The organism is Paraburkholderia sp. A3BS-1L, from assembly GCF_051125215.1.
GTDB lineage: Bacteria > Pseudomonadota > Gammaproteobacteria > Burkholderiales > Burkholderiaceae > Paraburkholderia.
Genome location: NZ_CP120443.1, coordinates 410,702 through 432,489 on the forward strand (window position 1 = coordinate 410,702; position 21,788 = coordinate 432,489).

Annotated in this window: 19 protein-coding genes and 1 pseudogene; 16 read left to right on the top strand and 4 right to left on the bottom strand. The window is 65.2% G+C overall.

What is annotated here, in order from left to right; all coding sequences use genetic code 11:
* The first annotated feature begins 33 nt into the window (after nt 1-33).
* From P5W99_RS17075 to P5W99_RS17095, 5 genes are all read left to right on the top strand, one after another.
* The gene (locus P5W99_RS17075; protein WP_434663955.1) at nt 34-1,311 is read left to right on the top strand and encodes a UxaA family hydrolase; all 1,278 of its coding nucleotides are present in this window, start codon (nt 34-36) and stop codon (nt 1,309-1,311) included.
* A 47-nt stretch (nt 1,312-1,358) separates the two neighbouring features.
* Nucleotides 1,359-2,435: an aldo/keto reductase gene (locus P5W99_RS17080; protein ID WP_434663958.1), complete on the top strand. Its 1,077-nt coding sequence runs from the start codon at nt 1,359-1,361 to the stop codon at nt 2,433-2,435.
* Between the two features lie 13 nt (nt 2,436-2,448).
* Nucleotides 2,449-3,309, top strand: coding sequence for an amidohydrolase family protein (locus P5W99_RS17085; RefSeq protein WP_421026378.1), 861 nt, complete (start codon nt 2,449-2,451; stop codon nt 3,307-3,309).
* 68 nt (nt 3,310-3,377) lie between these two features.
* A complete protein-coding gene (locus tag P5W99_RS17090) occupies nt 3,378-4,121 on the top strand; it encodes an SDR family oxidoreductase (protein ID WP_421027054.1) in 744 nt (247 codons plus the stop codon).
* Between the two features lie 107 nt (nt 4,122-4,228).
* Nucleotides 4,229-5,077, top strand: coding sequence for an ureidoglycolate lyase (locus P5W99_RS17095; protein WP_421026379.1), 849 nt, complete (start codon nt 4,229-4,231; stop codon nt 5,075-5,077).
* 75 nt (nt 5,078-5,152) lie between these two features.
* Here P5W99_RS17095 and P5W99_RS17100 read toward each other — a convergent pair whose 3' ends face one another.
* Complete coding sequence (locus tag P5W99_RS17100) at nt 5,153-5,590, bottom strand: PaaI family thioesterase (RefSeq protein WP_421026380.1); 438 nt, start codon at nt 5,588-5,590, stop codon at nt 5,153-5,155.
* A 159-nt stretch (nt 5,591-5,749) separates the two neighbouring features.
* A complete protein-coding gene (locus tag P5W99_RS17105; RefSeq protein ID WP_421026381.1) occupies nt 5,750-6,844 on the bottom strand; it encodes an AGE family epimerase/isomerase in 1,095 nt (364 codons plus the stop codon).
* Between the two features lie 221 nt (nt 6,845-7,065).
* Here P5W99_RS17105 and P5W99_RS17110 point away from each other — a divergent pair, with 221 nt between their 5' ends.
* The 9 genes and pseudogenes from P5W99_RS17110 (at nt 7,066) to P5W99_RS17150 (ending at nt 15,841) form a co-directional block, all read left to right on the top strand.
* Nucleotides 7,066-7,752 carry an MgtC/SapB family protein gene (locus P5W99_RS17110; RefSeq protein WP_421026382.1) on the top strand — a complete coding sequence of 229 codons (687 nt, stop codon included), beginning with the start codon at nt 7,066-7,068 and terminating at the stop codon, nt 7,750-7,752.
* Nucleotides 7,753-7,942: 190 nt separating this feature from the next.
* Nucleotides 7,943-9,106, top strand: coding sequence for a hypothetical protein (locus tag P5W99_RS17115; protein ID WP_421026383.1), 1,164 nt, complete (start codon nt 7,943-7,945; stop codon nt 9,104-9,106).
* Nucleotides 9,107-9,312: 206 nt separating this feature from the next.
* Complete coding sequence (locus P5W99_RS17120) at nt 9,313-9,468, top strand: hypothetical protein (protein ID WP_167556505.1); 156 nt, start codon at nt 9,313-9,315, stop codon at nt 9,466-9,468.
* 553 nt (nt 9,469-10,021) lie between these two features.
* A pseudogene (locus P5W99_RS17125) lies at nt 10,022-11,747 on the top strand (type I secretion system permease/ATPase); the annotation flags it as partial.
* Entirely contained in the window at nt 11,692-12,093 is a 402-nt protein-coding gene (locus tag P5W99_RS17130; protein ID WP_421026392.1) for a TolC family protein, read from the top strand. The pseudogene P5W99_RS17125 and the gene P5W99_RS17130, both read left to right, overlap by 56 nt.
* Before the next feature lie 147 nt (nt 12,094-12,240).
* On the top strand, nt 12,241-13,248 hold the full coding sequence (locus P5W99_RS17135) for a hypothetical protein (RefSeq protein ID WP_421026393.1): 1,008 nt from the start codon (nt 12,241-12,243) through the stop codon (nt 13,246-13,248).
* Between the two features lie 130 nt (nt 13,249-13,378).
* The gene (locus P5W99_RS17140) at nt 13,379-14,635 is read left to right on the top strand and encodes a hypothetical protein (protein WP_421026394.1); all 1,257 of its coding nucleotides are present in this window, start codon (nt 13,379-13,381) and stop codon (nt 14,633-14,635) included.
* Nucleotides 14,636-14,779: 144 nt separating this feature from the next.
* Complete coding sequence (locus tag P5W99_RS17145; protein WP_421026395.1) at nt 14,780-15,394, top strand: flavin reductase family protein; 615 nt, start codon at nt 14,780-14,782, stop codon at nt 15,392-15,394.
* A 147-nt stretch (nt 15,395-15,541) separates the two neighbouring features.
* A complete protein-coding gene (locus P5W99_RS17150) occupies nt 15,542-15,841 on the top strand; it encodes a hypothetical protein (protein ID WP_421026396.1) in 300 nt (99 codons plus the stop codon).
* 12 nt (nt 15,842-15,853) lie between these two features.
* Here the strand turns inward: P5W99_RS17150 and P5W99_RS17155 are convergent, their stop codons facing one another.
* Nucleotides 15,854-17,014 carry a porin gene (locus P5W99_RS17155; RefSeq protein WP_421027056.1) on the bottom strand — a complete coding sequence of 387 codons (1,161 nt, stop codon included), beginning with the start codon at nt 17,012-17,014 and terminating at the stop codon, nt 15,854-15,856.
* A gap of 316 nt (nt 17,015-17,330) precedes the next feature.
* On the opposite strand from P5W99_RS17155, the gene P5W99_RS17160 reads away from it, so the two are divergent.
* Complete coding sequence (locus P5W99_RS17160; protein WP_421026397.1) at nt 17,331-19,952, top strand: penicillin-binding protein 1A; 2,622 nt, start codon at nt 17,331-17,333, stop codon at nt 19,950-19,952.
* 15 nt (nt 19,953-19,967) lie between these two features.
* Here P5W99_RS17160 and P5W99_RS17165 read toward each other — a convergent pair whose 3' ends face one another.
* Nucleotides 19,968-20,369 carry a HypC/HybG/HupF family hydrogenase formation chaperone gene (locus tag P5W99_RS17165; RefSeq protein ID WP_421026398.1) on the bottom strand — a complete coding sequence of 134 codons (402 nt, stop codon included), beginning with the start codon at nt 20,367-20,369 and terminating at the stop codon, nt 19,968-19,970.
* A gap of 414 nt (nt 20,370-20,783) precedes the next feature.
* Here P5W99_RS17165 and P5W99_RS17170 point away from each other — a divergent pair, with 414 nt between their 5' ends.
* Nucleotides 20,784-21,755: a peptidylprolyl isomerase gene (locus tag P5W99_RS17170; protein WP_434663965.1), complete on the top strand. Its 972-nt coding sequence runs from the start codon at nt 20,784-20,786 to the stop codon at nt 21,753-21,755.
* The last annotated feature ends 33 nt before the right edge of the window (nt 21,756-21,788 follow it).

The following is a 21,788-nucleotide window of genomic DNA, read 5'->3' on the forward strand; positions in this document are numbered from 1 at the left end:
ACCGAAGCCCAACTCAACGCCAAAGCAGGACCTATGGCCGAACCCGTACTCGAAGGGTGGCCGCGCAGCGACGGACGCAAGGGTATCCGCAATGTGGTTGCGGTGGCGTATCTGGTCGAGTGTGCGCATCACGTGGCGCGCGAAATCGTCGCGCAGTTTCGCGAGCCACTCGATGGATTCGACGATCCGGGCGCGCACACCGAGCCGCCGGTGCATCTGATCGGCTTTCCGGGCTGCTTTCCGAACAGTTACGCCGAAAAGATGATGACGCGGCTCACCACGCATCCGAACGTGGGCGCGGTGCTGTTCGTCTCCCTCGGTTGCGAGAGCATGAACAAGCACTACCTCGTGGATCAGGTGCACGCGAGCGGACGTCCCGTAGAAGTGCTCACGATTCAGGACAAGGGGGGCACGCGCAGCACGATTCAATACGGCGTGGACTGGGTGCGCGGGGCGCGCGCCCAGCTCGCGCAGCAGCACAAGGTGCCGATGCGGCTCGACGAGCTCGTGGTGGGCACGATCTGCGGCGGCTCGGACAGCACGAGCGGCATTACCGCGAATCCGGCGGTGGGGCGCGCGTTCGATCATCTGGTCGCGGCGGGCGCGGCGTGCGTGTTCGAAGAAACCGGCGAGCTGGTGGGCTGCGAGTATCACATGAAGAATCGGGCGGCGCGCCCCGAACTGGGCGACGCGATCGTCGCCTCGGTGGCGAAGGCCGCGCGCTATTACTCGATTCTCGGCCACGGCTCGTTTGCCGTGGGCAACGCGGATGGCGGGCTGACCACCCAGGAGGAAAAGTCGCTGGGCGCGTATGCGAAGAGCGGCGCGTCGCCCATCGTCGGCATTGTGAAGCCGGGCGATGTGCCGCCCACTGGCGGGCTCTATCTGCTCGACGTCGTGCCCGATGGAGAGCCACGATTCGGATTCCCGAATATCAGCGATAACGCGGAGATCGCGGAGCTGATCGCGTGCGGCGCGCATATCATCCTGTTTACGACGGGGCGCGGTTCCGTGGTGGGGTCGGCGCTATCGCCCGTCGTCAAGGTCTGTGCGAATCCGCAGACTTATCGCAATCTCTCGGGCGACATGGACGTCGACGCGGGCCGGATACTCGAAGGCCGCGGCACGCTCGACGAAGTGGGCCGCGAAGTGTTCGATGTCACGCTCGCGGTATCGCGCGGGGTGCGCTCGAAATCGGAGATGCTCGGCCATCAGGAGTTCATTCTCACGTACAAGACCTTCGAGCCGACCGGTCCCGCGTGCCTGCCCGCGAGTGCGCGCGTGGCGGTGCCGGTAGTCGCTTCGCACTGACGCCCACGCTTCATCGCACCCTTCACCGCAACGAGGAGATACTCCGCATGGCGCAGGAGCCGCACCCGCATCATCAGCACGATCGGCACGATCAGCACCGCCCGCAGGTCGCGCAGCGCCGCCGCATCGGGCGCACCGCGCTCGAAGTGAGTGCGCTGAGTCTGGGCACCGCGCCGCTCGGCGGCCTGTACCGCGATCTCACCGATGCACAGGCGCAGGCCACTGTCGATGCCGCCTGGGATGCCGGCATGCGTTTCTTCGACACCGCGCCGCACTATGGCCACACGAAGGCCGAGCATCGGCTCGGCGATGCGTTGCGGCGCTATCCGCGCGGTGAATACGTGCTGTCGACCAAGGTGGGCCGCCGCTTCGTGCCGCGCACGCATCGTTACGACGGCAGCGAAGGCTGGCAGAATCCGCTGCCGTTCGAGGCCATTTACGATTACACGCGCGAAGGCATCCTGCGCTCGTTCGAAGATAGCCAGCAGCGCCTGGGCATCGTCGATATCGACATCCTGCTCGTGCACGACATCGGCCGCCTCACGCACGGCGAGCGCAACGCGCACTACTGGCGGCAACTCACCGAAGGGGGCGGCTTTCGCGCGTTGGACGAACTGCGCGCGGCGGGTGCGGTGAAGGCCATCGGCATCGGCGTGAACGAGCGCGAAGCGGTGCTCGATGCGATCCGCGAGTTCCAGATCGATTGCGCACTGCTGGCGGGCCGCTACACGCTGCTCGAACAGGGGCCGCTCGATGATCTGCTGCCCGCTTGCGCCGAGCGCGGCGTGAGCATCCTGCTGGGCGGCGCGTTCAATTCGGGCATTCTCGCGCGCGGCCTCGCGGGCGAGCGCAAGTTCAATTACGGCGATGCGCCGCCCGAGGTGATCGAGCGCGTCGCGCGTCTCGAAGCGGTCTGCCGCGCGCATGACGTGTCGCTCGCGGCGGCGGCGCTGCAATTTCCATACGCGCATCCGGCTGTGGCGACGGTGCTCACCGGCGCGCGCAGCGCGGCGGAATTGCGCGAGAACGTGGTGTCGTTCGCAACGAAGCTGCCGCCCGGGCTCTGGCGCGCGTTGCGCGACGAGGGACTCGTCGATGGGCGCGCGCCGCTGCCCTTGCCCTGAAAGCGCCCATCCCATGACCAGCTCAACCGCAATCGCGCGGATCGACGCGCATCAGCACTACTGGGACCCCGCGCGCGGCGACTACGGCTGGCTCACGCCCGCGCTGGCCGAGCTCTATCGCCCATTCGGCCCCGCCGACCTCGCGCCGCTGCGCGCGCGCTGCGGCGTCGCGCGCACGGTGCTCGTGCAGGCCGCAGCCACCGTCGACGAAACCTGGTATCTGCTCGATCTGGCGCGCCACGACGATTCGATCGCTGCCGTGGTGGGCTGGGTGCCGCTCGACGACCCGCTGGCTCCGGAGCTGATTGCCGAGCTCGCGCGCGAGCCGAAGCTGCGCGCCGTGCGCCCGATGCTGCAGGACCTGCCCGACGACGATTGGATCGCGGCAGCCGACACGGTGCGCGCTGTCGAGGCCCTGATCGCCCACGACCTCGCATTCGATGCGCTGATCTTCACGCGCCACGCACGCGCGCTCGAAACGTTCCTCGCGCGTCATCGCGCGCTGCGCGTGGTGATCGATCATGGCGCGAAGCCGCCCATCCGCGAGGGTGCGGAGGGCGCCCCGGGTTTCGATGCGTGGTCGCACGCCATCGCGCGGCTCGCGCGCTTTCCGCAGGTTTATTGCAAGGTGTCGGGGCTCGCGACCGAGGCCGCGCCCGACTGGAGCGACGCCACGCTGAGCCCGTGGATCGAGCATCTGCTTGCGAGCTTCGGCGCGCAGCGGCTCATGTGGGGCAGCGACTGGCCCGTGCTCAATCTCAACGGCGACTACGAACGCTGGCACGCGAGTGCCCAGCGCCTGTTCGCGCACCTGGGCGAACGCGAGCGCGCCGCCGTGTTCGGCGGCAATGCGGCGGCGTTTTACCGGTTCTAAACACGGGTCTGAACGCGGTTCCAGACACGTCAAGCCAATTCGAATCAACAGGAGTGGCGATGGTACAAGTGGCACAAAGACTGGCCGGCAAGACGGCCTTGATCACCGCGGCTGGCCAGGGCATCGGCTACGCTGCCGCGGAACGGTTCGCGCGCGAGGGCGCGCGCGTGATCGCGACCGACATTCGCATCGACGCGCTCGCGTCCCTGCCGGTCGAGGCGCGCAAGCTCGATGTGCGTGACGGCGCGGCCATCGCGGTGCTCGCGCGCGAGCTCGGCGCAATCGACGTGCTGTTCAACTGCGCGGGCTTCGTGCACGCTGGCTCGATTCTCGAAGCGAGCGAGGAAGACTGGGACTTCGCGTTCGACCTCAACGTCAAGGCGATGTACCGGACCATCCGCGCCTTCCTGCCCGCGATGCTGAAGGCGGGCGGCGGCTCGATCATCAATATGTCGTCGGCGGCGTCGAGCGTAAAGGGCGTGCCCAACCGTTTCGTGTACGGCGCGTCCAAGGCGGCTGTGATAGGGTTGACCAAGGCCGTGGCCGCCGACTTCGTGACGCGCGGCATCCGCTGCAACGCGATCTGCCCCGGCACCGTGGCCTCGCCCTCGCTCGAAGAGCGCATTGCCGCGCAAGCGGTGGCGCAGCACACGAGCGTGGACGCCGCGCGCGCGGCCTTCGTCGCGCGGCAGCCGATGGGGCGCGTGGGCACCGCCGACGAGATCGCGGCGCTCGCGCTTTATCTCGCGTCGGACGAGTCGGCGTTCACAACCGGACAGACGCATGTGATCGATGGCGGGTGGTCTAACTAGTCAGGGCCTGTTGCTAGTGGGAACAGGCCCTTGTCCATGCGATGATTGCCGACGGACGTACTGCACGTGCCGTACGTATTGCACAAGACAGACAAGGAATAGAGACAATGAAATTGCTTCGCTATGGCCCCAAGGGTCACGAAAAGCCGGGCCTCCTCGATGCCGAGGGCCGTATCCGCGCGCTCTCGGGCGCCGTTGCCGACATCGCAGGCGATGTGCTTTCCGACGCGGGCCTCGCGCAACTGCGCACGATCGACCCGGAAACGCTGCCGCTCGTGGAGGGCAACCCGCGCCTCGGGCCCTGCGTGGGCCATATCGGCAAGATGGTGGCCATCGGCCTGAATTACGCCGATCACGCCGCCGAATCGGGCATGCCGGTGCCGGGCGAGCCGGTGGTGTTCAACAAGTGGACGAGCTGCATCGTCGGACCGAACGACGACATCGAAATCCCGCGCGGCTCGAAGAAAACCGATTGGGAGGTCGAGCTGGGCGTGGTGATCGGCAAGCCTGCCAAGAACGTGAGCGAGGCCGATGCGCTGAACTACGTGGCAGGCTACTGCGTGATCAACGACGTGTCCGAGCGCGAATGGCAGATCGAACGCGGCGGCCAGTGGGACAAGGGCAAGGGCTTCGACACCTTCGGCCCGATCGGCCCGTGGCTCGTCACGCGCGACGAGGTGGCCGATCCGCAGAATCTCTCGATGTGGCTCGAAGTGGACGGCCACCGCTACCAGAACGGCAGCACCCGCACGATGGTCTTCACGGTTGCGAAGCTGGTGTCGTATCTCTCGCAGTGCATGAGCTTGCAGCCGGGCGATGTGATTTCCACGGGCACGCCGCCGGGCGTGGGCATGGGTGTGAAGCCCGAGCCGGTGTACCTGAAACCGGGCCAGACCGTGCGCCTGGGCGTCGAAGGGCTCGGCGTGCAGACGCAGAAGACGCGCGCGGCGGACTGAGCGCGGTCTTTCGACCCTTGCCGCATAAGTAAAACGGCCGCGCATTCATCGCGCGGCCGTTTTTTATCCAATATGTCACGCTTGCGCGTCGGGCGTGCCCCCTGCCTCGCCCATCCGGCTGACCGTGCCCTGCGCGAGCGCCACGAGCCGCTCGTCGCCGTTTTCCATCACGAACACGCTGCACTGGCAGGTGGCCTGCTGGCGCCCCGCGTGGACCACGCGCGCCCGCGCGATCAGCGTGCCGGACATCGCGGGCCGCAGGTAATTGATCTTGTACTCGCCCGTCACCACGCGCGGGCCCAGCGCCAGCGCGCCCGCGAAGGTGAGGGCGTTGTCGGCGAGATAGCTGATCACCCCGCCGTGCACGAAACCGTGCTGCTGCTTGAGCTCGTCGCGCACGGGCAGCCGCAGCGTCAACTCGTTGGTCCCGACGTTCATGAGCTCGGTGCCAAGCAGCATGCTGAACGGTTGCGCATGAAGCGCGCCGCGCGCGCGATCCACCAGATCGGTCATCTTCGGATTCCCCAGGGGCCAACGCCCACGTAGTTTCCTAACCACTGTAGGAAGTGCCGTGCGGCGGTTCAAGGTGAATCGTCGGCCGCTGCGCCTGGATTGTTGTGAAAAATGACCGGAATCTCGCCCGGCCCGACGAGGACTGGCGGATTCCCAGCGTCAGGGCAGCGCGCGATACGCCGTCAACAGGTGATACGGCGTGGTTGAGGGCATGTCCGCGCGAGCGACTTCCCCGGCCGCGCTTCGGCACTCCACCCAGCCTTGCGGCGTGAGAAAGCGCTGCGCGAACTTGCCGGTCTGCGCGTCCAAAGTTGCGCGCACAACGGTATCGCCATGTGTGGCGAGCGCGCGCAGATATTCGGTCTGCGCCCAGATGCGCTGCGTGGCGTCGATCACGCGACCCCGTTCGTCGAGGGATGCGGCCACAGCGCCCGTCGCCGGGTCCACGCCGTGCTTTACGGCGAACGCGAACGCGCGCGCGAGCGCCTCCTGAAGCCCCGACGCGCCGAGCCGCTGCGCGCCCGCCTGCCGCACGAGCCAGAACCACTCGAATTGATGCCCGGGTTCGAGCCGATTGTCCTGCGCACCGAGCGGCAATTCGGCGATGCAGCCGGTGGGCGCGTGGAGGAAATTGCGCGCCACAGCTTCGGCGAGGGTGGTGATGGCCGCGTCGAAAGCGGCATCGCCGGTTGCCTCGCGGGCCGCGAGCCACGCTTCGGTCAGATGCATCAGAGGATTTTGCAGCGGCCCGCCCGTGACGCTCGCAAACGACGCATCGAGCGTGGCGTTGAGCAAGCCGTCGCCCGCCTTGAAGCGATCGACGATCAGCGCCGATGTTTCGCGCGCCGTGTCGAGCGCTTCCGGCACGCCAAGACGCTGGCCATATGCCGCGCACGCGAACACCACGAACGCGTGCGTGTAGAGATCCTTCGTGGTGTCGAGCGGCGCGCCCTGGGCATCGACGCTGTAGAACCATCCGCCGTGCGTGCGATCGGCGAAGGTACGGCACAGCGACGCGTAGAGCGTGTGCGCATGCGCGGCCTCGCCGGCCTGCGAGAACACGAAAAGCTGGCGGGCGCAGGCCATCGCGCGATAGCGCACGTCGGGCAGCGGCGTCGTGCCCGACGCGTCGAGCGCCTCGTGCGCCAGGCGCAGCGCCGCGTTGAAGCCGGGGCCGCGCCACAACGCCAGGATCGTGCGGTCGAAATGATCGCGCAGGCTCGCTGCGCCGGTGAGAGCGTTCATGAGTGACATGGGCGCATGGGCGCCGGCACGAGGAAAACAGGGTGCCTGCGATTGTACGCTGGGGCCAATCCATCTCTGTCATGGGGCGTACGATGCAAGCATGCGGCGGCGCGTTGCGCTTGACGCAGGGCATGGCGGAGTGGCGTCGGCGCGTCTGGCCGCGGCAATTCCAGCCACCGGGTGGCCTGCGCAAGCGGCGCACATCCACGAAAGCAAGGAGAGCGAGAACGATGCTCGGCAACTGGGAACTCATTTCGCGGCTGGTGCTGGCCGCCGCGCTTGGCAGCGTGATTGGCTTCGAGCGCGAACGTCTGTCGTGGGCGGCGGGGTTGCGCACGCACATGCTCGTATGCGTGGGATCGTCGCTCATCATGATCGTCTCCGCGTTCGGCTTTGCCGATGCGCTCGGCGGCGAGCATGTCGTGCTCGATCCGTCGCGGATGGCCGCCCAGGTGGTCTCCGGCATCGGCTTTCTGGGCGCCGGCTCGATCCTGCTGCGCGGCGAGATCGTGCGTGGCCTGACGACGGCCGCGAGCCTGTGGTCGGTGGCGGCCATCGGCCTTGCCGTGGGCGGCGGTCTCTATACGGCGGCGATCGCGGCCACCATCATCATTCTCATCATTCTCGCGGGCATCAAACCGCTCGAGCGGCGCTTCATCACGTTTCGGCAGCGCCGGCGCATCTCGCTGCTCGTCGATCGCGGCGCGCTCACGTTCCATTCGCTGCACGACGCGCTGGGCACGTCCAGCCCACGCGTGAAGCAGTTCGTGGTGCAGCAGAGCGACGACTCGCCCGAGCTCGACGAGGTGATGATCGTGCTGAGCCGCGTCTCGTCGATGGAGTACGAGGCGATCTGCACAGCATTGCGGCGTCTGTCCGTCGTCAAGGAGTTTCGCGAGGATGACGGACAAGGTTGATGCGTCATCCATGGTTCGCATTCGAGGGGGCTCTCAGGTTTAACGTTTGCGGCTAAGATGCGTGACCAGTGGCGCGCGGTTTTGGGGTTTCAGGGGCGCGCCCAAGGAGCGAAACGCGGCGGTCACGCTGCGGCCAGGCGTGACCGACGTGCGACGCGAGTTCACCTGAAGCGAGTCTCATCGTCGATCCATGGCCGAACACGTAGAACACGCATCCTCGAATACCGGACGCGCCGCACGCAGCGCGCCATCGCGGCGTCGCTCGCCGACGCCTTCCACCGACACCGACGCCGACGCCGCGCAGCCGGCGCACGCCCCAGCAGGCGCGCCGATGCTCGATCTTTTCGATAAGGACCCTGAGCCGGCGACCGAACTCCAGGCGGCCGGCGCGGCGCAGGACAGTGAAGCTGCGCTGGCGCGGCGCGCGGCACCTGCGGCGGCCGAGCCGTCGGCGGATGCAGCGAGCGCCGAAGGCAACCCTGACGATTCTGGCGACGCCGTAACGGTCCGCGCGCAGGACGAGGCGCTGGAGCCCGCTGTCGCTGCCGGGATTGATGCACCGGAGCCACATGAGCCAGCAGGCACGCAAGCCTCGGCGGCTCCGGCATCCGGCCTGCCGGAGCGGCAGGAGCGGGGTGAGGCGATTGCGGCCATCGTCGCTTTGGCGGCTGCCCAGGCTGGCACGCCGCCGCAGTCCGCAGCGACGGCTGCGCCGAAGCAGCCCGAGCCATCGCCCGACCTCCTGGCCGGCGTGTTCGCAAGCGGCCACTCCTACGCGCCGACCAGCGCCGTGGGCAACACGGCGCGCATGATTGCGGCGGTGCATGCTGCGGACGTTGGCGTGGCGGTCCATAGCCAGGCACCCGAGCACGCCACGGCGGCGCTGCCCGCCGGGATCGTCGCGGCGGTGACGGCGCAAACCGCGCAAGCGGCGGCCCAGACGCGCAGAACAAAATGGATGTTGACGGCCGCCGTTGCCGCGCTCGTGGTGACGACCGGCGTTGCGATCGCCCAGACGTTGCTGCTCGCCAGCCTCTCGGCCGACGCGACCGCGCAGCAACAGCGTCTGGACCTGCTTATGCAGAACCAGCAGGCCGCGCTCGACAACATGGCGTCGCACCTCGCTGCATTGACCGCCGCCGCGCCGGCTGTGGCCGTTGCGGCGGCAACGGCGCCGGCGACTGCCGCGACGGGCGCAGCCCGGGAGCCGCAAAGCCCGACGCCGCCGCGCCGTACCGCGCGCTCCGCCAAAACGCCGAAATCGGCGGAAAAGCCCGCCACGCATACGACGGGCAGCAAATCGTCCAGGACGCACTCGCAGCCGTCCACCCGGCAGACGGCGGCAAAAAGCTGACCGTCACGCCCTTCCACCTCGCTTTGACCCCGGAATGGCAGGCTATTCATGTGTTGTGTTGATGCAACGCAGGATAGCCTGCTGCCAGGCCGCGACCCGACGCCGCAGATTTCTTGTTGCACTGCGCTGGCGTTTGGCTAGGGAAAACCCTATAATCATTCCATTCCTAGGGAAAACCCTAGATTCATGTCTAACCGGGAGTCGCCATGAGCTTTATCCTTGCAATTCTTCAAAAGGTGAACGATCTCTTCGCGTCGCCGTACCTGCCGATGGATGCCGAATACTCGTATGCAGCGCGTCATCGCGAAGCAGAACGCATCCGTCGCTCGCACTACAAGCCTTTCCACCTGCCGCGCGACTAAACTCGCTGCGCTCGGAGCGAGCAGGACGAGCGCCGCAGTGCGCGCCGTTCTGAATACATCGCTCCTGCCATGGCTGGATCGAACGAAGCCGGTTCTCGCGAGAGAGCCGGCTTTGTTGCGTTTGGGCCTGAGCGCGTGGCACACAAGCGGTGCACGGCGCGGGCGAATAATGTTTCGTCGCCGTTGCCCGAGTGGCCGGATGTGCCGAGGGAGCCGTGCGACCTGCCTTGCGGCGACGCGCACCACAGGTTTTTCCTTTTGAGGCAGGCACTTGGGTGGATCGCCCAGAGCTTGTCCACAGGGCTTTCAACAAAAACTGTGGACAAATCTTGCGTGCGCCGGCACTTGAGCACGCGGGAGACCCGGTACCAGATGGCATTCAGGGAACAGGCGACGCGCTGGCCGGTATTGCACTTATCGTGCCGCCGCGCACGAGGGATACACCAGGGATGGGACTCACCTTGAGCGCACTCAAGAAAATATCCTGATCGAGATAATATTATCCCGATGTCTGGCGCTTTCCCTGACATTTGAATAATCAGGATTAGAAGCAGTGGCCTTCACCGATTCCGGGCTATCCGCCCTCGTAACTATTGCCCGCTTTCACAACATCGCAGCTGATCCGGCCAGGCTCAAACATGCCGCCGCGATTACGACGAAGCAATTCAGCGAGAAGGACCTCGTGCTCGCCGCCCGGAGTCTCGGCCTGAAGGCGCGCATCGTCGCGCTGGATCGCGCCAGGCTGGAAGCCACTCCGCTACCCGCGCTCGTGCTCGATAGAGAGGGTCATCATTTCATCCTCGCGAAGACCGACGGGAAGACCGCACTCGTGCTCGAGTCGGATGGCGTCGCGCCCGTCATCAAACCGCTCGACGAAATCGTCGCGCGCAGTACCGGCCAGATGGTGCTTTGCGCCACTATGTTTTTGCGCATACCACCAACCGCATCGATGTCGAGTTGGGCGCGCGCCTGTTCCGCCATCTCGTTGCGCTGCCGTTGGGCTATTTCGGGGCGCGCCGTGTGGGAGACACGGTGGCGCGCGTGCGCGAACTCGAGAACATCCGCAACTTCCTTACCGGCCAGGCGCTCACGGTCATCATCGACATTGCCTTTTCGTTCGTCTTCATCGGTGTGATGTGCATTTACAGCGGCTGGTTCACGCTGCTCGTTGTGGCATCGCTGCCGGTATACGGCATCGTTTCCGCACTACTGGTGCCCGCCTTCCGCGTGCGCCTGAATGAGAAGTTCGCACGCGGCGCAGACAGCCAATCCTTTCTCGTCGAGTCAGTCTTGGGTATGGAGACGGTGAAGGCCATGGCCGTCGAGCCACAGTTCGTCCGTCGATGGGAATCGCGGCTCGCGGCGTACGTGAGTGCCGGTTTCCGCGTGAATCAACTCAGCAATGTTGGCCAGCAGCTCATCCAGCTCGTCGGCAAGCTCGTCACGCTGTTTATCGGCGCGCGGCTCGTGATCGACGGACGGCTCTCCGTGGGAGAACTCGTCGCCTTCAATATGATGTCGCAGCGAGTGAGTGCCCCCGTACTGCGACTGGCGCAACTGTGGCAGGATTTTCAGCAAATCGGCATTTCGATGATGCGGCTCGGCGACATTCTCAATACACGCACCGAGGTTGCGCAGACACGCCAGGCGCTGCCGGCCATTCGCGGCGATGTACAGTTCGACAACATCCGTTTCCGCTATCGTCCGGACGGCCCCGTCGTGCTCGATGGCGTGTCGTTCAGCATTAGCGCGGGACAGGTGATCGGCATCGTGGGACGTTCGGGGTCGGGAAAGAGCACGCTCACCAAGCTGCTGCAGAGACTCCACATTCCAGAGCAGGGTGTCGTACGTATCGACGGGCAGGATCTTGCGCTTGCCGATCCTGGATGATTGCGTCGGCAAATTGGCGTCGTGCTTCAGGAGAACCTGCTCTTTAACCGGTCGGTGCGCGAGAACATTGCGCTGAGCGATCCTGGCGTGCCACTCGAAGCGGTGATTCATGCGGCGGAGCTCGCGGGCGCACATGGCTTCATCTGCGAACTACCTGAAGGTTATGACACGGTGGTGGGTGAGCACGGCAGCAATCTTTCGGGGGGCAACGCCAGCGCATCGCGATCGCGCGAGCTTTGCTGACCAATCCGCGGATTCTTATCTTTGATGAGGCCACGAGCGCCCTCGATTTCGAAACGGAGCGCGTTATCCGCGAGAACATGAAGACGATCTGTGCGGGACGCACGGTCGTCATTATCGCGCCCGCTGTGCGAAGGGTTCGGGCGGCATTACCAGGTCGATCAGGCAAAGGCGCAGGCCGACCGGCAACGGGATATGGTAGACGAAGCGAAGCGTCAGGTCGCGCTCGATGTATGGAGCAGTTACCAGACGCTCATGGGCGCGACGCAGAATGCGCAGAACAGTGCGAACTTGCTGGCGATTGCTGAGCGTTCATGGGAGGCCGCAAAGCATCGCTATGACGCAGGCGTTGGGAACATTCTCGAATTGATGAATACGCAGGCGGCGCTGGCGAATGCGAAACAGCAACGTGTGCAGGCGCTTGCTGACTGGGACCACGCCAGAGTGGATCTGGCAGCGAAGCTGGGAACACTGGGTCGAGGAGATCTCCAATAGGGATCGTCTTGTGGATGGATTTAAAGTGGCAGTGCGAATCAATTACTTGAATTTGAGGAGCAGAACCCTGTATGGCAATGCTTTCATTTAGCCTGGTCCGAGGTGACTCGGTCCGGAAATTTTAAGCTCGCATAACAGGAGATGCTAATGAGCTCGTCTTATATTTCTGTAACTGGAAACGCCGAATCGTACACACTCGACAATACGACTTTTGATGTCCAAAGCGGTGCAGGTATGAACCTCTATGGCTCATCGGATCTGGTGTTCCTGGAGAGCGGTGCCGGTGTGCCGTACGGTACTCAGGGCTTCATTCGTATCGTGGGAGATGGAAACACGGTACTCGGATCTTCAGCCAATGGCGCCGAAATTGTCATCACGGGATCGAATAACGTCATTTCTGCCGGGGCCAATAGTCTTGTCATCGATGGAGATGGCGGCGGCGGTCATACTCTCTCAGGCAACGGGCATAACGACACAATAACCGTTGGAATCAATTCGCATGTGACCGCAGGGGTAAATTCAAAAATCAACATGAATGGCGGCTACGCTTTTGTGGCCACGAATGCTACCGCAAGCGTTTCCGGAAGCAATAATTCAGTCGAAGCGCACAACTCCGTCTCGGTTTCCGGGAGTAACAGCTCGGTCTACGATCGCGGGATCGGGATGGGAACGGTCGCGGTATCGGGCTCCGGGAATACGGTTTCAATGGGATCGAAATGGACAATCGATGACTCAAAGGGGGCTGGCAATACAATAAACGTAGGTGATGGAAATCAGATCGTCCTTGGATCTGGGGACGCAGTCAACATCAGTGGCAGCAACAACAGCGTATCGTTTAACTCTGCAAATGGTGCGGAGACAATACAGGCCGCCGGCGGATTCTTCGTAAAGGAGGATGCAAGCGGAAGTATTTCCATGAACGCGTCGTCATTCTCGGTCCAGAATGGCAATGCCGTAATCGGGCTTGGGAACGGGAACGTCGTTACTATCGCCAATGTTAAAGCCGGTCTTGGCGGAGAATTGACATCGAGCAATCAGGCGAATCAGATCGTGTCGGCAATGGCCGCCTACTCGGTCAACAGCGCAGGCCTCACATCAACGGCGACAATCCAGACGCCGGTTGAAACGACTGTGTTTGCTTCCTCACATCATTAAGTATGACTCGGTTAATTTGAGAGGTAGCATGTTTTTGGGGGGATTTCACGCCCCCCGAAAATGGCATGCAGACCAATCGCACGCAGGCGACTTTAAGGTCTTCGCGTTATAGAGGAGAGACGCCGCATGTATGACGCTGCATTCGCCGCATGGAGTGCGGGTTTCGTTTGCGATGCGCAAAGGCATTGCCATCCTCAATCCGGAAATTGCCAATGCTCACGCCGTTCTTGGGAATGTATTTCTTGCGATGGGGGCCGCAGAGGAATCGGTAGCGGCTTTGCGCCGCTCGCTGGAGTGTGACCCGGACAATATTGTCGCGCACGCAAACCTGATTTTCGCGCTCCCTTTTTTGAGCGATTTCCCGGAGGTGCTGATGCGCGAGTGCTCCCGGTTTGCCGCGCAGCGTGAGGCGCCGGTCTTCGTGTGCGAGCGGGAGCGCTTGAACAACCCGGCGCCCAATCGGCGATTGCGTGTTGGCTATGTTTATGGCAATTTTGATTCGCATTACCAATCGCTTTTCACGATTCCGCTATTGTCCAATCACAATCACGCGGATTTTGAAATCTTTTGCTACTCGAGTGTCGCGGAGCCCGATCATGTGACTGCATCAATTCGTGGTCTTGCAGACGTCTGGCGCGATGTGCGCGCATTAGACGACGCAACACTCGCACAGCAAATTCGCGCCGACCGTGTCGACATCCTCGTTGATTTGACTATGCACATGGAGGGTAGCCGGCGTCTTTTGTTTGCGCGGCGTCCGGCTCCGGTTCAGGTTGCGTGGCTTGCTTATCCGGGGACAACAGGTAGTCCCGCGATGGACTATCGTTTATCGGACTGTTGGCTCGATCCTGTCGGCGAGCCTGGCCGAGACGCTTTGTATTCCGAACGAACGATTCGCCTGCCGCAAGCGTTCTGGTGCTATGACCCTCTGACGGGGGGCTTGGCTGTCAACAACCTGCCTGCCGCGAACGGCGAGCCGTTCACGTTCGGCTGCCTGAACAATCCAGCCAAGGTGAGCGATCATGCTCTGGGTCTATGGGCGGGTGCACTTGCCGCTGTGCCCGAATCCCGATTGCTCGTCCTGGAGCCCCGCGGCGTGCCGCGGTCTCATTTGACGGCAAGATATGTTGCACACGGCATTGATCCTTCACGCGTGTATTTCGTCGCTCGACAGCCTCGCCGGAAATCTTGGGCTGCCCGAACTCGTTGCCTATACCGACGACGAATTTGTGCGCGCGGCGCACGCATTCGCACGCGATCTGCCTCGACTCGCGGCCCTGCGCGGGACGTTGCGAACCCGTATGGAGGCATCGGCGCTCATGGACGCGCCACGATTCGCTGCCGGTATCGAACGCGCATATCGGGAAATGTGGCGCGAATACTGTGACAGTCAATGCGGCCGGCGTGCTGTCGGGGGACAAGTTATCCCCACGGTTTTCCACGGAAATTGTGGATAACTCGCTCATTTCGCGTCAGCGCTTTTTATCGTCCCGTGCGATAGTGTGAGCCGCAAGAACCACCATCGCTCACCATGTCCGACACTTACTTCTACGATCCCGCCACCGGCCACGGCCTGCCGCACGATCCATTCAAGGCGATCGTCGCGCCGCGCCTGATCGGCTGGATCTCGAGCCGTTCCGCGGAGGGCGTGCTGAACCTCGCGCCGTATAGCTTCTTCGGCGCGTTCGCCACGTCGCCGGCGGTGATCGGCTTTTGCAGCGAAGGCCGCAAGGACAGCATCGTCAATATCGAGGCGACAGGCGAGTTCGTCTGGAATCTTGCGTCGCGCCCGCTGGCCGCGCAGATGAACCGGAGTTCCGCCCCCGTCGCCGCCGATGTCGACGAGTTCGCGCTGGCAGGTCTCACGCCCGCTCCGGGCCGCAACGTGGCGGTGCCGCACGTGGCCGAGGCGCCGGCCGCGCTCGAATGCAAGCTGCTGCAGATCGTGCGGCTCAATGCGCTCGACGGGTCGCCCATGAACAACTGGCTCGCGCTCGGCCAGGTCGTGGGCGTGCATATCCAGCAGCAGTACCTGAAGGACGGGCTGTTCGACACCCATGCCGCGCAGCCCATCATGCGCGCGGGCTATCGCGCGGACTACGCGCAGATCGGCGAGATGTTCCAGATGGTGCGGCCCACGGCCTGATTGCATGACGCTCGCGGCCGCGTTGCCGCTGCCGGCTTGCGCGCCGATAGTGGCCCGCAAGTCGCCTGCGAATGATCTGCACAGCGACCCGCACGGCGACCCGCACGGCGACCCACATGGCGCGCGACGCGCGAGAGGAGACAGTCCATGCAATCTCCGACCGGATCGGTCGTGGCGCTCAGTTCGGCCGCATCGACGATGTTTTCCATCGGCATGATCTTTCTTGGCTACTGGGGTCTGCATGAGCCCGTGCCGTGGCGCTTCGGCGAGCGCGTGATCGTCGTGCTCGCGCTGGCGGGCTTCGCCTGTCTCGGCAGCGTGCCCTGGCTCGCCACCTCACCCGCGAAGCCCGGCGACGAGTCGCGCTTTCTGCTCGCGCGCCGCTGCTTCCTGACGGGCGCGTGCGCCGTCTGGATCTCGATCGCGCTGTCGCTCGTCCTCGGTTAGCGCCGCGCGTCGTCAGAAGCGCGCGCGCAGCCCCACGGTGCCCACCACCTGGTTCGCCGTCGACGAAGCACCGCCCGCCGTATTGATGAACGCCACGTAGTTGTGGCCCGTGGCGTGCTGGTACATCGCTTCGCCGTAGAGGTCGGTGCGCTTCGAGAGGCGATACACCACCTGCGCATTCACCTGTTGCCACTTCGGATCGGCGCCCCAGCTCGTGCGGTCCACGTGGCCGTCCGTGTAGGTATAGGCGAGGCCGAGGCTCCAGGCCGGATTCAGCTGATACTTGCCGTTCACTTCATAGTTGTTGAAGCTCATGTCGCCGCCGTGCGAGCCGAACGCGTTCGTGCCCGCATATTCGCTGCGCGTGAACACGAAACCCGCCGTGGCCGGACCGAAGCTGTAATTCAGGCCGCCGCCGAAGGAGCGCAGCCGCTGAGCGCCGAGCGAGAAGCCGCCCTTGCCGTTGGCCGCCGACTCGGCGAGGTCCACCGCGCCCGGGCTGCTCGCGTTCGCGCCTTGCGTGCCGTTCAACTGCAGATAGCCGGCGGCCAAGGCGAGCGGGCCGTTGTTATAGCTCGCACCGAAGCTGTAGGCGCGATTGGCCGCGAAGTCGGGCTGGTTCGAGAACGCGTACAGCGCGCCGAACTTGAAGCCGCCATAGCTGTTGCTCGTGTACTTGACGGCGTTGTTGATGCGCAGCGAGTGGTTGAGGTTGTCGTTGTCGAACGGATGCGCGAAGCCCGTGTCGCCGAAGGTGCCCGCCGTGGCCGAGAGCGGCGCGACGAAGTCGACGAGCTCGTCATATTGGCGGCCCAGCGTGAGCGTGCCGAACCGGTCGCTCGCCAGTCCCACCCAGGCCTGGCGGCCGAACATGCGGTTGTCCTGGCCGAGCTTGCCGTTCTGCACGTTGAATCCGTTTTCGAGCAAGAACACGGTGCGCAGGCCGCCGCCGAGGTCCTCGCTGCCGCGCAGGCCGAAGCGGCTGCCGTTGACGTTGCCGCTCGTCGCCTGCCAGAGCGCGCTGCCGGCCTTGCCGCCCGAGCTGGCCACGTTGTTGGTGTACATGATGCCGGCGTCGATCAGGCCGTAGAGCGTGACCGAGCTTTGCGCTTGCGCGACGCCAGGGGCGAGCGCGCCGGCGACTACGACGGCGGTGGCAACGGCGGTGGTCAATGCGGGGGCGAGCGGGAGGGCGTTCTTTTTCACGTGTGATGCTCCTGATGCGGTGTTCTCGTAGCGTTTGGAAAAGGCCTGCTGCGGGCGAAGGCCGGCAAGCAGCGTCAGGAGTGTAGGGATCGGCGGCCGCCGGAAAATCGGCTGTGACTGGAGAAGATTCTTCCACGCGCTGGAAGGAATATTTCATCGCCGTGTCATGAATTGCGTCTTGACTTGCGGCAGGGCGTGGTTCGGGCGGCCATCGGCGCGATAGAAGCCATGCCCGGCGGTTTTGGTACGATGCACGCTTTGCCAGCCGATCCTGAAGCCCCGCGTGAAGCGTTCCGTGTCGTTCATCCGCGCTCAAGCCGAGCAATGGTCCTCCCGCCTGAAGCCCCTCGCGTCGCGCCTGTGCGCGCTCGCGCGCCCGTGGCTCGGCAGGGGGCTACATCATCTGCGCCATCCCACCCGGCGCGGCATCCTCATCGCTATCGGCGCGCTGCCCGCGGCGCTCATGCTCTACGTGCTGGTGCTGATTCCGTTCACGCCCGGCATCGGCGACATCCGCAAGGCGCGGGTGGACCAGCCCGCGCGGATTCTTTCCGCCGACGGCAAGCTGCTCGCCGAATTCAAGCCCTCGAACCGGGAATGGGTACCGCTTTCGCAGATCTCGCCGCATATGGTCGATGCGCTGATCTCGACCGAGGACCACCGCTTCTACGAGCACCACGGCATCGACTTCAAGCGCACGGCGGGCGCGGCGCTGCATACGTTCTCGGGGGATCGCCAGGGCGGTTCGACCATCACGCAGCAGCTTGCGCGCAATCTCTATCCCGACGAGATCGGCCGCGCGCCCACGCTCACGCGCAAGATCAAGGAGGCGATCACCGCGTTCAAGATCGAGGCCGTCTATAGCAAGCCGCAGATTCTCGAAACCTATCTGAACACGGTGCCGTTCCTCTACAACGCGTTCGGCATCGAGATGGCGGCGCGCACCTACTTCGGCGTTTCCGCCGATCAGCTGACCGTGCTGCAGGCCGCGACGCTCACCGGCATGCTCAAGGGCAACGCCTACTACAACCCGGTGATCAATCCCGAGCGCGCGCTCGCGCGGCGCAACACCGTGCTCGGCCAGATGGTGAAGTACGGCAAGCTCACCGACGCGCAGTACGCGACGCTCTCGAAGAAGCCGCTGCGTCTGGACTTCGAGCGGCAAACCGAGCCGCCCGGCCCCGCGCCGCATTTCGCGCAGCAACTGCGCAAATGGCTGATCGCGTGGGCCGACCGCAACGACTACAACATCTATTCCGATGGTCTGGTTGTGCGCACAACCATCGATTCGCGTCTGCAGGCGATGGCCACCGCCGCGCTCAAGCAGCACGCCAATCAGTTGCAGGGCAGCGCGAACGTCGCATGGAGCGGGCGCGACGGCTGCACCACGGGCAACGACGTGTTCAAGACCTTCATGCGCGAGACGCCGGACTACAAGAGCGCGCGTGACGGCGGAGCAAGCGACGAAGACGCGCTCAAGAAGCTCGCCACCGACCGCACCTTCATGCGCGGGCTGTGCAAGGACAAGACCACGGTGCAGGCGGGCTTTCTCGCGATCGACCCGCGCAACGGGCAGATCAAGGCGTGGGTGGGCAGCCGCGATTTCGCCGGCGAGCCGTTCGATCACGTGCAGCAGGCGCGCCGGCAGCCGGGCTCGACGTTCAAGGCGTTCGTCTATGGCGCGGCATTCGCGGACGGCGCCAAGCCCACCGACACGATCGTCGACCAGGCCGTGGAAATGCCGCTCGAAGGCGGCGAGATCTGGCGTCCGAACGACGACGTGCCGCCCAGCAACAAACCGATGACGCTGCGCGACGCGCTCGCGTTCTCGCGCAACCGCATCACGGCGCAGGTGATGCAGGCGGTGGGCCCGGACAAAGTCGCGCGCCTCGCGCGCGCGATGGGCGTGCGCGACAGCGAGCTGAAGCCGGTGCCGTCGCTCGCGCTCGGCACGAGCCCAGTCACCTTGAAGGAGATGGTGTCGGCGTACAGCACCATCGCCAACGATGGCGAGTACCTCGAGCCCCGCATGGTCACGCGCATCGAGGACAGCAAGGGCGAAGTGCTCGCCGAATTCGCGAGCGCCTCGCCCGAGCGCGCGCTGTCGCCCTCGGCGGACCGCACGCTGCTCGACACGATGCGCGACGTCGTGAATCGCGGCACGGGCGCGAGCATCCGCACGCGCTTTGGCATTCGCGCCGACGTAGCGGGCAAGACCGGCACGACCCAGGACAACGCAGACGGCTGGTTCATCCTGATGGACCCGCAGCTCGTGGCGGGCGCATGGGTGGGCTTCGACGACGGGCGCGTCACGCTTCAGGCCGAGGGCGCGCGCAGCGCGCTGCCGATCGTCGGCGACTTCTTCCAGCGCGCGCTGCGGGCGCGCATCGTCGATCCGCGCGCGCGCTTCGACACCGAAGTCCAGCCCGGCGCGTTCGAGACTTTCCGCGACCGGCTCAAGACGTGGATGGACGTCCTGTTCGCTTCGAAGACGCCCGCCGTTGCACCGCGCGCGCCGGCCCATGCACCGGCGTCGCGAGCGGGCGGGCCGGTTGTCGCGCCGACGCCGGCGCCCGCCGAACCGACCGAAGTGCCGCCTTCGAGCGGCGTCGCGCCGGCGGGCGCGGCAGCGGCGTCGGGGGCGACGGCCGCGGCATCGGGCGCGTCGGCGGCTGCCGTGCCGCCGGATATCGCGCGCATGTTCGGCCAGCCGCCGGTGCTGGGGGCTTCCGGTAGCGGTGGCGCTTCGGTGGCGCAGCCCGCGCATCAGGAGCAGACGCCCCAGCAGGCGCCGTATCCGCCGCAAGAGCCGATGCTCGCGCCGACGCCCACGCCCGACGATTCCGCGGCCGGCAACAGCGCGGGCGCGCAATACACCCCGCCGACGCCGCAGCAGGGCAACTGATCCGGCGCGCGGCGCTTACCGTTCCCGACCGCGCTTCTGAACGGAACGGTTAGCTCCGCCGTCCCGATTCACGGCCGTGAAGTAATGCACGAGCCCCAGCGGCGCATGCACGTCGTCGAGCTCGCCGCTGGCGATGGCTTCGAGCGCATCGAGCGCCACGTCGATGTCGCGGGCGCGTTCGGCGTCGATGACCGCGCGCGCCACGCCGCGAAACGCGAGCACCCAGGCGCCGGCCGGCAGCGAGCCGGTGCGCGCTAGATCGATGGCGCAGGCGCCGTGACGCGTCACGGCCTGGGCGGCCAGGCCCTCCGCGCAGACGATGCGGGCGGGCAGGCCGATCGGCATCGGCCGTTCGGCCTGCGATGGTTGCCGCGTGCGCGTGGCAGCGAACGCGTGCGGACGAGTGAATCGGGTCATGGCAATCCTGAATACGGCGAATCTGCGGCTTGTCGGCCAGCAGCGACGGCGCACGGTAGCAGCGTCTCATTGTCCCCGCCGCCGTGCAGCAACTCAGCGATGGACCCCGCACAAGCTAGCTTGGGCGCGGACGGTTATCCCCAGATTTCGTGGAAAGGGCTGTGGACAACCTGTCCGCATGCGCGCCAAGGCATTGATCTTGAAACGAATTGTCGTAGCGGCCACGAAGCAGGCCGATTTTTGTGCTGAGTTGCGTCAAAGCCGGGTTTGTCTAACCGCGATTTTGACAAGAATTGACGGTCTCCTGTCGAAACATCCGCTAGATTGCGGCGTTTCGGCTTTTTGGCTCAAGCAGGCGATAATGCGCGGCGGGCCAGTCGGCCTGCCCCATTGGAGTGAATCGAGATGTCCCGCATGTCCCCCCTGATCCGCACGCTGCGCAAGAGCGCTTTCGTCCTGGCCGCGCTGGGCGCGGCGCTGCCCCGCCTCGTGCAGGCCCAGCCGCTTCCTTCCGACGTCGTCACGACACCCGCGCCGCCGCCGGCGCTCTCGCTCGCGCCGGCATCCGTGCCCGCGTCCGCGCCGGCGCCTGCACCAGCGGCTGCATCGACCTCCACGGGCGTGCCTGCCGGAGCGATCGCCGTGGTCAACGGCGTGGCGATTCCGCAGTCCGCGCTGGACAGCGCGGTGAGCACGGCGGTGAGCCGCGGCAACGACGTCGACACGCCCCAGTTGCGCGCGGCGCTCAAGCAGCAGTTGATCATCCGCGAAGTGGTGCGCCAGCAGGCGGCGCGCGCCCACTACGACCAGCGCCCCGAGGTGCAGCAGGCGAGCGACGCCCAGAAGGTGGACGTCGAGATCCAGTCCTGGCTGCAGGACAACGTGCATGTGAAAGAGCCGACCGAGCGCGAGATCCGGGCGCGCTACACCAGCGTGAACGCCGAGCTCGGCAAGTACGAGTACAAGCCGCAATACATCGTGCTGGCCGACCGGGCCGTGGCCAAGGGCGTGATTGCGCAGGCGAAGGCCGGCAAGCCGTTCGATGCGCTCGCGCGCCAGTTCAGCATCGTCCCCTCGAAGGAAAACGGCGGCGAAATGCCGTGGGTGAGCTTCAAGACGCCGGTGCTCGAGGGCAAGACGCGCGGCGTGCCGGTGGAAGTGGCGCGCGCGCTCGCGAAGTTGCCGGTGGGCGGGGTGGTGCAGCAGCCGCTGCAATCGGGCCAGGCGTGGGTGGTCGTCAGGCTCGAAGACAAGCGCGCCATGAGCGTGCCGTCGTTCGACACCGTGAAGGATCAGATCCGCCGCCAGATGATCGCGGAATCGATGGATGCGGGCGCCGCAAAGCTCGTGAAGTCGCTGGTGCAGGGCGCGACCATCGTGCAGTAACGCCCCGCGCGGGCCGATCAGCAAAAAGCCGGA